Origin of the sequence: Amycolatopsis sp. NPDC049253 (assembly GCF_040678995.1) — a bacterium.
GTDB lineage: Bacteria > Actinomycetota > Actinomycetes > Mycobacteriales > Pseudonocardiaceae > Amycolatopsis.
The window spans coordinates 1-12,343 of record NZ_JBFAQX010000059.1 but is presented as its reverse complement, the minus strand read 5'-3'; the positions used below and the strand labels follow the sequence as shown (position 1 = coordinate 12,343).

11 protein-coding genes and 1 pseudogene are annotated in these 12,343 nt (G+C 67.9%); 4 read left to right on the top strand and 8 right to left on the bottom strand.

Going from position 1 to position 12,343, the window contains the following annotated elements; all coding sequences use genetic code 11:
• The 6 genes from AB0K15_RS47485 to AB0K15_RS47460 form a co-directional block, all read right to left on the bottom strand.
• Positions 1 to 206 (bottom strand): cytochrome ubiquinol oxidase subunit I (locus AB0K15_RS47485; protein ID WP_364067724.1); only part of this gene is annotated, 206 nt, incomplete at its 3' end.
• Positions 207 to 357: 151 nt separating this feature from the next.
• A complete protein-coding gene (locus AB0K15_RS47480) occupies positions 358 to 1,770 on the bottom strand; it encodes a glutamate decarboxylase (protein ID WP_364067722.1) in 1,413 nt (470 codons plus the stop codon).
• A gap of 389 nt (positions 1,771 to 2,159) precedes the next feature.
• Positions 2,160 to 2,495 (bottom strand): hypothetical protein, encoded by a 336-nt coding sequence (locus tag AB0K15_RS47475; RefSeq protein ID WP_364067720.1) that lies wholly within the window; start codon positions 2,493 to 2,495, stop codon positions 2,160 to 2,162.
• A 357-nt stretch (positions 2,496 to 2,852) separates the two neighbouring features.
• Positions 2,853 to 3,785: a site-specific integrase gene (locus AB0K15_RS47470; RefSeq protein WP_364067726.1), complete on the bottom strand. Its 933-nt coding sequence runs from the start codon at positions 3,783 to 3,785 to the stop codon at positions 2,853 to 2,855.
• Positions 3,786 to 4,011: 226 nt separating this feature from the next.
• Positions 4,012 to 4,575 (bottom strand): TetR/AcrR family transcriptional regulator, encoded by a 564-nt coding sequence (locus AB0K15_RS47465; RefSeq protein ID WP_364067718.1) that lies wholly within the window; start codon positions 4,573 to 4,575, stop codon positions 4,012 to 4,014.
• Positions 4,576 to 4,701: 126 nt separating this feature from the next.
• Positions 4,702 to 5,784, bottom strand: a complete 1,083-nt coding sequence (locus AB0K15_RS47460; RefSeq protein ID WP_364067716.1) for an aldo/keto reductase — start codon at positions 5,782 to 5,784, stop codon at positions 4,702 to 4,704.
• A 468-nt stretch (positions 5,785 to 6,252) separates the two neighbouring features.
• Here AB0K15_RS47460 and AB0K15_RS47455 point away from each other — a divergent pair, with 468 nt between their 5' ends.
• The 3 genes from AB0K15_RS47455 (at position 6,253) to AB0K15_RS47445 (ending at position 9,173) form a co-directional block, all read left to right on the top strand.
• A complete protein-coding gene (locus AB0K15_RS47455) occupies positions 6,253 to 7,803 on the top strand; it encodes a CocE/NonD family hydrolase (RefSeq protein WP_364067714.1) in 1,551 nt (516 codons plus the stop codon).
• Positions 7,804 to 7,865: 62 nt separating this feature from the next.
• The gene (locus AB0K15_RS47450; protein ID WP_364067713.1) at positions 7,866 to 8,618 is read left to right on the top strand and encodes a glucose 1-dehydrogenase; all 753 of its coding nucleotides are present in this window, start codon (positions 7,866 to 7,868) and stop codon (positions 8,616 to 8,618) included.
• Between the two features lie 162 nt (positions 8,619 to 8,780).
• Positions 8,781 to 9,173 carry a tautomerase family protein gene (locus tag AB0K15_RS47445; RefSeq protein WP_364067712.1) on the top strand — a complete coding sequence of 131 codons (393 nt, stop codon included), beginning with the start codon at positions 8,781 to 8,783 and terminating at the stop codon, positions 9,171 to 9,173.
• A 474-nt stretch (positions 9,174 to 9,647) separates the two neighbouring features.
• On the opposite strand, the pseudogene AB0K15_RS47440 reads toward AB0K15_RS47445, so the two are convergent.
• Positions 9,648 to 10,334, bottom strand: a pseudogene (locus AB0K15_RS47440) (DUF4389 domain-containing protein); the annotation flags it as partial.
• A complete protein-coding gene (locus tag AB0K15_RS47435) occupies positions 10,331 to 11,341 on the bottom strand; it encodes an NAD(P)-dependent alcohol dehydrogenase (protein WP_364067711.1) in 1,011 nt (336 codons plus the stop codon). The gene AB0K15_RS47435 and the pseudogene AB0K15_RS47440, both read right to left, overlap by 4 nt.
• A 165-nt stretch (positions 11,342 to 11,506) precedes the next feature.
• Between AB0K15_RS47435 and AB0K15_RS47430 the strand changes: the two genes are divergently transcribed.
• Positions 11,507 to 12,250, top strand: coding sequence for a TetR/AcrR family transcriptional regulator (locus tag AB0K15_RS47430; protein ID WP_364067709.1), 744 nt, complete (start codon positions 11,507 to 11,509; stop codon positions 12,248 to 12,250).
• The last annotated feature ends 93 nt before the right edge of the window (positions 12,251 to 12,343 follow it).

The window sequence follows — 12,343 nt, the reverse complement described above, 5'->3', positions numbered from 1 at the left end:
GCCCGGTCGTGATGGCGCACCGCCCGGTAGTTCGCGATCAGGACCATGAACGCCCACGACACCCCGAGCGGCACCAGGATGATGTGGAACCCGAGAGTGAACGCCATCTGCGAACGCGCCCACGGCACGGGGTTCACCGCAGCCATCGTCGCCAGGCCGGTCAACGTCTCGCCCACGATCACCCCTGCGCGCTTGCCCGTGGCCACTCGAAGAGCCCACCGTTTGTGGGTAACGTCCCGACCCTGTCCGGCCCCGAGTCCGATGGGCATCACCCCGCGGGGATGACGTCGGCCGCGGACCGGGCCGCGGTTTCACCTCCACCACCAGACGATCGTGTGCTCTCCTTGACCACCCGGGTCAGGACTTGTGACGGTGGGCCGAGGCGTGGTCGAAGCTCGCCGCCTCGACACCGCGGGCGGGCGTGGTCTGGCGCGCCAGCCTCGGCAGCAGGTGGTCGAGGTCGTCGAGGAGCAAGTCGGCGATCTCCCGGCCGGTCCCGTTGCGGACCACCACGCGCATGGCGGCGAGGTCCTGCCGATCGGCGGGGAACGTGTAGGCCGGAACCTGCCAGCCCCGCTCACGCAGGCCGGCCGAGACGTCGAAGACGTTGAAGTTGGTGACATCGTCGTTCAACGCGAACGCGAACACCGGCAGCTCGTCGCCGCGGGTCAGCAGCCGGAACGGTCCCAGCTCGGCGACCCTGCCCGCGGTGTACATGGCAACGTCGCGGCATTCCTGCTGCACCTGCCGGAATCCTTCGTGTCCCAGCCGCAGGAACGTGTAGTACTGCGCGATGACCTGGCTGCCCGGGCGGGAGAAGTTCAGCGCGAGCGTCGCCATCTCGCCGCCGAGGTAGTTGACCCGGAAGATGAGTTCCTCGGGCAACGCGTCGGCGTCGCGCCAGAGCACCCAGCCCACTCCGGGGTAGACCAGGCCGTACTTGTGGCCCGAGGTGTTGATCGACGCGACGCGCGGCACCCGGAAGTCCCACTCCAGGTCCGGGTCGACGAACGGCGCCACCATGCCACCCGACGCTCCGTCGACGTGCACCGGCACGTCCAGCCCGGTCCGGGCCTGCAGGTCGTCGAGGGCGGCGGCGATCTCGCGCACCGGTTCGTAGCTGCCGTCGAACGTGGAACCGAGGATCGCCACGACGCCGATCGTGTTCTCATCGCACAGGCGCACCGCCTGCTCGGCGTCGAGGTGGAACCGCTCGCCCGCCATCGGCGCGAAGCGGGGTTCGACCTCGAAGTAGTTGCAGAACTTGTCCCAGCACACCTGGACGTTGATCCCCATCACGAGATTCGGCCGTGCGGTATCCGCCCCACTGCTGCGGCGCCTGCGCTGCCACCGCCGCTTCAACGCCAGCCCGGCGAACATGGCCGCCTCGCTCGACCCGATCGTCGAGCACCCCAGCGCCTGCTCCGAGTCCGGCGCGTGCCACAACCCGGCGAGCATGTTGACACAGCGTGTCTCCAGCTCGGCGGTCTGCGGATACTCGTCCTTGTCGATCATGTTCTTGTCGAAGCACTCCGCCATCAGCAGATCGGCCTGCGGCTCCATCCACGTCGTGACGAACGTGGCCAGGTTGAGCCGCGCGTTCCCGTCGAGCATGAGATGGTCGTGCACAATCTGATAGGCGGTCGAGGGATCCATCGGCGCGTCCGGCAGTCGATGCTTCGGCACGCTCGTCGCCTCACCGGCCCGTGCGAACATCGGGTTCACCGCCAGCGATCCACTGCCCTGCGCGGTTTGGGTGTGTACTGTCATCCTGCGCTCCACCTCCCGGTCGGCTGCGCGTCCGATCGTCGTGACGAGCCCCCGCCCGAACCTCCCCCCGAACAGATGAGAAGCCCCACCGTAACGGCGTCCGAGCCGATCTCACGACTCCTGCGTACCGGGCCGTTTCGCTTGACGGTAAAGGTCAAGTCGAACGCCGACGAGCGGTGCGGGGTTTGGCGCTGGCGCCGCCAGCGAGTGCTGACTCCGCGGAAGGCCTCTCCGGTGACGCAGCGGCCGCAGACAGCCTGCGATCTGAGCGCGACGTGCTGGCCGTCCAAGTAGTCACGAGTGCCGAGTGGTCGGTGCTGATCGAGTCAAGCTCGTTCAGGGTGCAGACCCGGCACGGCTGGCGCTGCTGTCTCGTCGCGGTAGCCGTTTTATGCACCGCGAAAGGGATTGGCGCGTTCTGCCACGCCGCCGGGGGCATTGTGGTGACCGCGTTCGCGCCGGCAATCCCGACCGCTCGTTTCCGGTCCGGAGTCCGACAGCTTGGTCGACGACATGCGGGCCGCGGACCTGGATTCCAATGGCGGCCCCGGCTCGAGCGGCGCAGAATTGGCGCTCGTTGCACGACTCACTGGGGGGCCGACCTCGGACCAGCCGATGAGCAGAAGCGGCACGACCGCATCGAACGCTGCTTTCCCGCACTGACCGGTCGTCAACGGTTCGGCCACATTGAGTGTCAGGGTGACCACGCTGGTGAAGATCAGCAACCGCCGCGCCGGCCGAAGTGCGGCGCTCGGCGCACCGGCGAGCACCGGGTGTCGCGTTCCGAGCAGGAGCCCGAATATGGAGAGGCGCGGTGCGCCGCGTCTTCACGTCGCGACTGGTCCAAGAAGACCGCTAACTCATCGTCGTCCTTTTCGCGACGACGAGCTCGCCCGTCAGACAGGCCCGCCCGGAGCCCGGCGCGTCCGGAAGACGTCGCTCAACCGGCGCGTGACCAGGCGACACACTCCCGCACGTACGAGCCCGAGACGCGCCCGAGAAGTCGGAAACACGACAGCAGAAGCCGACACAGGCCGACACCCCAGCCACCCGACAACCCAGGAAAATGGCCCTCTCCGCAATCACTCGACACCGTCCGACAGGTCAGGCTGCGAACTCTTAACCAGCGGGTTCGGGGTTCGAGTCCCTGATGGCGCACCCTCACTCCCCAGGTTCGGATAATCTCCGACCTGGGGATTTGTGTTATGTGGACACATTTCTTCCGGTTGGTCACTGTCCACAGTGGTCGGTGCGGTGCCCGAGTCGTGCCCGAGCTGTCGCGTTGCCGTCCGCGGGATGATCTTGGCTGTGGCTTCGGCGGCCGCGAGGGCAACTTCGGGAAGCACGGTCGTGTAGGTATCCATGGTCACCGCGATCGACGAATGCCGAAGCATGTTCTGCACGACCTTCATGTCCGCCCCTGCCGCCAGCGCCAAGCTCGCCGCCGTGTGGCGCAGGTCATGCAGCCGGATCGGCGGCAACCCGGCCCGACGGGTGAGCTCCTGGAACCGGGCTGTCACATCAGCCGGATGCAGGGGGCTGCCATCGGGCTGGGTGAACAACAACCCGCTCTCGACCCAAACAACGCCGAGCCGGACGCGCGCCTCATCTTGGCCGGCGAGATGCGCACGCAGCACCATGACCGTGCCAGCGTCGATCGCGACCAGCCCCTCCGACGACGTGGTCTTGGGAGCTTGCTCGCCGGTCTCCCAGCCGTACTGCACGATCTGATTCGCCACCTCGAGCATCGCCGAATCCAGATACGTATCCGTACGACGCTGCCCACACGCCTCGCCACGCCGAAGCCCCACGTGCGCGATCACATGGAACAGCGCATACAGCGGGTCATTGACCGCGTAATCCAAGAACCGGCCAGTCTGCTGCGGGGTCCACACCATCACCGGCGACGGGACCTCCCCCGTCTGGCGCCACCACGCCACCCGCTCCTCAGTCCACACCTTCGCCTTTGGACGAACGGCCGGCGGCAACTCCACCAACGACGCCACGTTCACCACCAGCAAGCCCTCTGAGCTTCCCCCAGGATCACCGCTGCCGCCGTTGGTCGCCGCGCACATGGCGCCGCCGATCAGGCCGCCGGCCGCCGCCCCGGTGGCGACGGCGCTGCCACCCGCGAGCGCGCGACCCCGCCCACCGCAGCGACGCCGCCGGCGCCCAGCGCATCACCGCCTTCGACGAGGCCACACGGCTCGGCGATGATGCAGGGCTCGCGAGGCGGTCGGGTCACAGGCTCGGCGCGTGTGCCTGCGCGAGCGTGGCGAGTGCCGCGTTCGTGATCGTGGTGGCCGCGGACTGCGGAGAAGGGGCCTCCTCGGGCAGGCGGAGCACGGGGAGGATGACGGCGCCGATGGCCGCGGACGCCTGTATCTTGCGCTCTTGATCAGGGGCCGGACCGGCGAGGAGGTCCCCGACGCGGTCCAGCAGGTCGTGGGTACGTTGCTTGACAGGGTGGCCCTGCACCGAGCGGTCGAAGCACAGCAGCATGACCAGCTCGCGCTTGGCCAGCAGGTGTTCGACAAAGGCGAGCAGCAGCGTCTCAGGGGTCTGCGAGGTTCGGGGCCGGGTCTCTTCACGGACGACGATGAGCTCAAAGCCGTCCAGGAACGGACCGCTGACCTCCTCCAGCAGCTCGTCCTTGGTCTTGAAGTAGTAGTAGAGAGCGGCTTTGGTGAGGCCCAGCTTGTCGGCGATGTCCTGCAGGGTAGTGGTGCCGTAGCTCTGCGTGCTAAACAGCTCGAGGGCGGCTGCCTTGATGCGGTCGCGCGTGGGGACCTTGCTTGTGGGCACGGGCGCACCTCCTTTCGATTTGCGATGGTCGCGCCGAGGGCTGCGTGCCTTTTCTACTGACTGGCCGGTAATAAATCCAGCCGGCGGGCGGTGACGGGCCCGGCCGTCACCGCCGCAAGTCGGTGGTCAGTAGCGCGTGGTGCTGGCCCGGAGGCTGGGATTGGCGCGCGTGGTGTGCCCGTCGATGGTGGCTCCGGCGAACTGGAGCGTGGGAGCCAGGGTCTTGTTGTTGTCGGCGGGGAAGTTGAGCTTGGGGGCGGACACCTCGTCCAGGGTGGCGCGCTGGGTGTCGGCGAGCGTCACCTCCAGGGCGTGGAGGTTGGCCTCCAGCTGGTCGAGACGGCGTGCGCCGAGGAGGGCGGAGGTGATGCCGGGGCGGCCCAGGACCCAGGCAAGGGCCACCGCGGCGGAGGTGTCGCCGGCCTCCTGAGCCACGGCGTTGAGCGCGTCGATCACCACGTAGTCGGACTCGGAGGGACCGCCGACGAGCCCCGCACGGGTGGTGTCGACCGGGCCGGTGGTGGAGCTGGAGTACTTGCCGGACAGGAATCCGCTGTGCAGGGGGCTCCAGGGCAGCACGCCCATACCCATCGACTGGGCCATGGGGATCAACTCCCCTTCGGAGGTGCGCTCCAGCAGCGAGTACTGCAGTTGCAGCGCAACGATGGGCGACCATCCGCGCAGGCGCGCGATGGTGGCCGCCTCGGCCGTCGCCCACGCCGGCACGTCGGAGAACCCGACGTAGCGGATCTTGCCCGCGCACACCTGGTCATCCAGCGCCCGCAGCGTCTCCTCGACGGGTGTGGAGGGGTCGAAGTTGTGCAGCCAGTAGATGTCGACGTAGTCGGTCTGCAGGCGGCGCAGCGAATTCTCCAGCTGCTGCACGATCGCCTTGCGGCCGGGGCCGCCGCCGTTGGGATCGTTCTCGTAGAGGTTCCCGAAGAACTTGGTGCCGATCACCACCCGGTCGCGCCGACCTGGCCGCGCCGCGAAGTAGTCGCCGATGATCTTCTCGGAGTGGCCGTTGGTGTAGATGTTCGCCGTGTCGACGGAGTTGCCGCCACGGTCCAGGTAGGCCGCGAGGATGTTCGCGGACTCCTCCGGGCTGCTGCCCCATCCCAGATCGTCGCCGAAGGTCATCGTGCCCAGGGTGAAGGGGCTGACGCGCAGGCCCGAGCGGCCGAGGGTGCGGTAGGAATCGAGGGACATCGGAACTCCTTGGTTTGGTGACCGTGTGACGTGAGGCCCACGTCCGGGTGCGTCGACCACGTCATAGGACGAAGGCTGCGTGGCCCGTCCGCAACGTCGCTTCGACTAGCCAGCCAGTAGATTTCTACCGGCTGGCTAGTAGACTAGCGCCAGAAATTTCTACTTGCCAATCAGTAGAAGAGTGACCTGTGCCACGCCTTTCTCGACTAGTGCGCCAGGGGTGACCGCTGCTAACTTCCTAGCCAGCCGGTAGAAATCTACTTGCTGACTAGTAGGGAATTCCGGGTCGAAAGGGTAACCACCATGTCTGCCAACCCGCAGCGTCACCACGATGGTCCGGGTCCGTCCGCGGCCACTGGCAAGCGTCAGGCGGCGCTGGCCCGCGCGGCGGCGGCCGCTGTGGGTCGCGCTTGGCGTCTGCCGGCCGGGCGCAACGGGGTCCGTGTTGCGCGCGCCGTGCCCGTTTCGATGCGTGACGGGACCGTGCTGCTGGCCGACCACTACGCCCCCGTGACAGCCCAGGCGTGTCCGACTCTGCTCATCCGCTGTCCTTACGGGCGCGGACCGATGTTCGGGTACATGAACGCCCAGTGGTACGCCGAGCGCGGCTACCACGTGATCGTCCAGAGCGTGCGGGGCACTTTCGGCTCGAAGGGCGTGTTCAGTCCGGGGACGGCGGAGGCCGCCGACGCGCAGGACACCGTGGCCTGGCTCAGGCGGCAGGCGTGGTTCGACGGCAGGCTCGCCGCGCTGGGCGCCAGCTACCTCGGTTACACGGCGTGGAGCCTGGCCATGGATCCGCCGCCGGAACTGAAGGCATTGGTGGTGACCAAGGCGGTGCACGACCTGCACGCCGCCGCGCACGCGCAGGGGCCCTTCCACCTGGCCGACATGCTGATGTGGGCCGACCTCTTCGCCCACCAGGAATCCTTGGGCACGTTGCGGAACCTGCGCCACATGTACACCGCCGAGCGCCGGCTCACCTCGTCTTTCGCGCGGCTGCCGCTGGCCGCCACCGGTGACACCCTGGGCGGGGTGGACATCCCCTGGTACAGGGAATGGATCGACCACCCCGATGCGGGCGACGCCCTGTGGCGCGAGCGGATGGCGACTTCCGCGCTGGAGACGGTGGACGTGCCCACTATGATCTTCGGCGGACTCCACGACGTGTTCCTGGAACAGACGCTCGAGCAGTACCACTGCCTGCGCCGGCGCGGCGTCGAGGTGGCCCTGACCCTCGGCCCCTGGACCCACTACCAGCTCGACCAGGCACTCGCGGTCACCGAGACCCTCGCCTGGCTCGACCACTACGTCTGCGGCCGAGGTGAACTCGCCCGCGAACACCCGGTGCGGGTGCAGGTCGGCGGGACCGGGCAGTGGGAAGGCTTCACCCAGTGGCCCCCCACCAGCACTGCCTCGCACACGCTGTACCTGCGCGCGCCCGGCCGGCTGGAGCAGTCACCCAGCGAGGAGGGCGAGGCAGCCTCCACCGCCTTCACCTACGACCCGGCGGACCCGACCCCCTCCCCAGGCGGGGCCACGCTGTCCCCCGGTGCCGGCCCTCGGGACAACGCCGCGGTGGAGGCCCGGCCCGATGTCCTGACCTTCACCACCGCGCCACTGCCCGCCCCGCTCGTCGTCTACGGCGCCCCCACTGCCGTACTCCACGTCAGCAGCGACTCCCCTTACACCGACTACTTCGTCCGCCTGTGCGACGTCGACGCAAAGGGGCGCTCCCGCAACGTGGCCGACCGCATCATCCGCCCCACCCCCGAGCAGACCACGCCCGGCGCCCCCCGGTCGCTCACGCTCACCCTGCCCGATGTCGCCCACAGCTTCGCCGCCGGCCATCGCGTCCGCATCCAGATCTCCGGCGGCGCCCACCCGCGCTACGCCCGCAATACCGGCGCTCCCGACCAGACCGACACCACCAACCTCACCGCCACCACCCGCCACGTCCACCACAGCCCCGCACTGCCCTCGACGTTCACAGTCCCCACGGCCATCCCCCACCCCTGACCCGCACAACAACAGCAGCAGCGGCAAAAGCAAGAGCAAGAGCAAGAGCAAAGGAAACGGACATGACCCAGCAGTTCGCAGGCAAGTCAGCGCTCGTCACCGGCGGCGGGAGCGGCATCGGGCGGGCATCCGCCCTCGCGCTGGCTACCGAGGGGGCACTGGTGACGGTCGCCGGCCGGACGGCCGACACCCTGAAGGAGACCGTCCGCCTGATCGAGGCCTCCGGCGGTACGGCCCGCTACGTGGTGGCCGACATGACCGACGAGTCCCAGATCGAGCACGCCGTCCAGGCCGCGACCGCCGACACCGGCCGCTTGGACCTCGCCCTCAACAACGCCGGCTACGACGGCGAGTACCAGCTCACCACGGACTACTCCACCGAGTTGCTCGACCACATGATCGCCGTCAACGTACGCGGGGTGTTCCTGTCGATGAAGTACGAGCTGAGGCACATGACCGCGCAGGGATCCGGTGCGATCGTCAACATGTCCTCGGCCGCGGGCCTCGTGGGCGTCGCCGGCTTCTCCGGCTACAACGCCACCAAGGCCGCCGAGATCTCCATGACCAAGAGCTCGGCACTGGAGGTCGCACCTCAGGGCATCCGCATCAACGCCGTATGCCCCGGCCTGGTCGACACCCCCATGATCGCCGCACTGGACGAACAACAGCGCGCCTCCCTCAGCGCCTCCCACCCCCTGGGACGCATCGCCCGCCCCGAGGAGATCGCCGACGCCGTCGTCTGGCTGTGCTCCGACAAGTCCAGCTTCGTCACCGGCGTCGCCCTCCCCGTCGACGGCGGCTACACCCTGCCCTGACTCCGGCACAGCAAGTGCCTCCCGTGGGCCGCTCGAAGGAGAGGAGCGTGACCCCAAGAGTAAAACTGACCACTCAGCCCACTCTCAGGGATGTCGCAGCAAGCCGCGTTATGATTTGCCAGCAACCGAGATCAGATTCCGAATAGCCCCAAGGGGATTTCGATGCCGCTTTTCACCGTCACCATACGCTCCGGGAGAACAACGGAGGAAAAGGACGCGATATCCGCCGCCATCCATGAAGCAAGCGTCAGCGCTGGCTACCCCGAGGACGACCAATTCCAGAGGTTCATCTCTTTGGACAACGCCGACCTTCGCATCAGCCCCCGCTATCCTGATCTGCAGAAGCCTCGCAGTGAGAACGTTCTGATGATCGAGGCAGTGCTCTCGTCGGGGACAGACGAGGAGAGGAAGCGGTTGCTCCTGTCGGCGATCGTGGCTCGCCTGCAGGCAACAGGAGCGGACCCCAATGACATCATTGTCCTCTTCGGCGAGATCGACCGTGCCAATAGTTCCTTCAGCGGCGGCCGCCCCGCGTTGCCTGTCGACGTGCGGTAAAGACGACCAGCGGGACAGCGCTAGGTGTACTGCCTCAGTGGCGTGACCACCGTCGCGGACTGGCCCACAATTTGGGCTCTCTCGCTGACCTCGACGCCAACCTCCGCGCACTCGACGACAGCGGGATCCGCGTGTCCGGACGGGCCTCAGTCGAACGACAATGCGGCAGCGTCTCCCGGCAGAGCAATGCCTGCACACCACGCCGGCCGCGGGCGCGACCGGATTCCTCGCCTGGAATCGTCACCCCCGGAGCCCTGAACGACCTTTCATCTTGACACGAGGACCGGACTGTCCATATAGGACAAGGTCCGGTCCTCTGCTCAAAGCGGCGAGCGGGTGGTCCGAACGACGTCTGAGACCAGCTCGTCCGCTTCAGGCATAATGCATGCCAGGCTGCGGCTATCCGGCCCGGCCAAGGGTTTCACCGGCCGGCTGCCCTGCGGCCAGCGGCCCGGAAGGCGACGGCGGGGCGGGGCCGGCAGGTACCGGGTCGGCGCCGCCCTGGTCGAGCCGGAACGGCGGATAGCGGTCGGTCATCAGTGCGGTGTAGGCGGCCACACGCAGCGCCCAGCGGTCTATGCCGAGCACGAAGTCGTACAGCGACTTCGGGTACCGGCCGGTGAACAGGAGCACGATCGCGGCGATCAGCAGGAGCAGCGTGACGAGGCCGGCACCGCTGGCGCCGGCGTTCCAGCCACGGTCGGTGGTAGCGCCGGAGCTCGCCCACAGTCCACCGCCGACCAGGATCGACAGCACGATGTAGTGCGGAAGGGCCAGCAACCACCACTTGACCAGCACCAGGCCTCGGGACAGTCGCTCGGGGTAGGGCACGTCGAGGTGCGCCGGGTACTCGGCAACCTCGGCGAGGGTGAAGGGCGGATAGCGATCGGTGCCCAGGGCGCCGTAACCGTAGTAGTTCACGCGCCAGCTCCAGCGCAGCACGCCGACGTTGAAGTCGAACAACGATCGCGGATAGTGCGCGGTGATCAGAATGGCGAAGAACGCGATCACGCTGACTACGGAGAAGGCGATCCACAGGAAGAACAGCACGACGAAATGCGGGATCAGCAGCAGCCATTTGACCAGCCACAAGCCGCGGGAGCCCGACGGCTCGCGCGCCGCGTCGACGCGGACCGGGTAGAGCGTACGGGGATCGGTCATGGTGTGCTCCCTGTGGCGGGTGTCCGGGGGAGGACGGAGACGACGAGCTTGCCTCGGGTCTTCCCGTCGAGCAGGTGGCGGATGGCCGTGGCGACCTCGCCCATTGGGTAGGCGCGGTCGATGGCGGGGGTGAGCTTTCCGTTCTCGATAAGTGCGCCGAGCGCGATCAGGTCGGCGGCGTTCTCCTTCGCGACGAAGGTGCCCAGCTGCTGGTGGACGAACGGCGCAAGCAGCTTCGCCCGGATCTGGCGGTCGCTGCCGCCGAGCAGCCGGCCGTCGGTCTCTCCGCCGACGATGACCAGTCGTCCTCGCGGTGTCAGAGCCCGCCGTAGATCGGACAGCCGGGCGTTGCCGCCGATGTCGAGCACGACGTCGTAGAGGTGTCCGCCGTCGGTGAAGTCGGCGCGTGTGTAGTCGATGACGTGGTCGGCGCCCAGAGCGCGGACCATCTCCACCTTGCTGGGGCTGCAGATGCCGGTGACGTCCGCGCCGAATGCCTTTGCGATCTGCACGGCGAACGTACCGACACCACCCGAGGCGCCGATGATCAGCACCTTCTCACCGGCCCGGACACGTCCATGGTCGCGGACCGCCTGCAGGGCCGTTGTCCCCGAGACCGGGACGGCGGCAGCCTGTTCGAAGGAGAGGTTCGCCGGCTTCGGGGCGAGCTTGCCGGGGCGGGCAATCGCATATTGCGAGAAAGTGCTGGTGGACGTCCCGAACACCTCGTCGCCCGATGCGAAGCCGGTGACGCCGGGGCCGACCGCCTCGACAGTTCCGGCCAGGTTCCGGCCTGGGTTGGCGTACTTCGGGCGGCGCAGTCCGAAGCCTGCGAGCCGGATCGGATAGGGCAGGCCGGACATGATGTGCCAGGTGCCCCGGTCCACGCTGGCCGCGCGCACCCGCACGAGGATGTCGTCGTCCCCCACGGTCGGTGTGTCGATCTGCGCGACCCGGAAGAGGTCCTCGGGAACGCAGCTGTAGCGGTCCTGCACGACCGCCGTCATCGTTGCCCGTCCGGTCTCGCCGGGAGGACCCCTGAGTCTGTCGAGGTGCGTTGAACGCATCGTGACCCTTTCCTTGTTGATCTCTGAACGGTGTACATGATTTGTACGGTGTACAGAGAACCGTCTACCCCTGCTGGTACCGAAGTCAAGAGGAGGAAGGCTCCATTGTCCGAATCAGGCAGGCGACGCCCTCGCGGTCCGCGGCGCGCCCTCACCGAAAACGAGATCCTCGACGCGGCGCTGAGCCTCCTCGACCACGGCCCGAACGCGGCGTCCGTGCGAGCGATCGCCGCGCGGGTGGGCGTGGTCCCGAACGCGATCTACACCTACTTCCCGGACAAGGCCGCCGTGGTCGATGCGCTCGTCGAGCGGCTGCTCGGCGAGGTGGACCACGACGTCTTCGCCGACCGTGCGCAGCCCTGGCGCGACCGCGTGGAAGCGCTGGCCCTGGAACTGCGAGCGAAACTGTCCGCGCATCCGGGCGCGGTCAGCCTGATGGTCGGCAGCCGGATGGATGGGCCCATCGCGCAGACCCTCACCGAACGGCTCCTGCAACTGCTGGCCGACGCGGGACTCGACCCGACCGACGCCGCCCGGGCGTCCTACCTGCTGTTCGTCTACATCTTCGGCTCCCTCGTCCTGGAAGTCGCCGATGTGCAGCAACCGGCCCCGCTGCCGGCGGAGGCGGAACGGATCGCCACCCGCCAACTCGCCTTCTCGGCGAGACCGCCTGACCACTTCCCGCTCAGCGCCGCAGCGGCGGCGACGATGGCCGGCTACATCTCCACCGAGCAGTACCTCTGGGGCCTTCGCCGAATCCTCGATGGCCTCACCGCCCGCGTGGCCATGGGGCGGAAGTCCGTCGGATCCGGCTGCGCCGCCTCCTCTCGACCCGGCCCGCAGGCTTAGAGCGTGTCTTACGTGGTGATCGGGTCGCTCGTGAGCGATGATCTTGGCTGTGGTTGATCGGTTGTCGTTGCGGTTGGTGCCGGATGAGCTGTG

Bases quoted from the DNA above. Each gene is read 5' to 3' on its own strand.
- AB0K15_RS47480 (WP_364067722.1), bottom strand. From the start codon at position 1,770: ATGACAGTACACACCCAAACCGCGCAGGGCAGTGGATCGCTGGCGGTG.
- AB0K15_RS47460 (WP_364067716.1), bottom strand. From the start codon at position 5,784: ATGTCCCTCGATTCCTACCGCACCCTCGGCCGCTCGGGCCTGCGCGTC.
- AB0K15_RS47455 (WP_364067714.1), top strand. From the start codon at position 6,253: ATGCGTGACGGGACCGTGCTGCTGGCCGACCACTACGCCCCCGTGACA.
- AB0K15_RS47450 (WP_364067713.1), top strand. From the start codon at position 7,866: ATGACCCAGCAGTTCGCAGGCAAGTCAGCGCTCGTCACCGGCGGCGGG.
- AB0K15_RS47445 (WP_364067712.1), top strand. From the start codon at position 8,781: ATGCCGCTTTTCACCGTCACCATACGCTCCGGGAGAACAACGGAGGAA.
- AB0K15_RS47435 (WP_364067711.1), bottom strand. From the start codon at position 11,341: ATGACGGCGGTCGTGCAGGACCGCTACAGCTGCGTTCCCGAGGACCTC.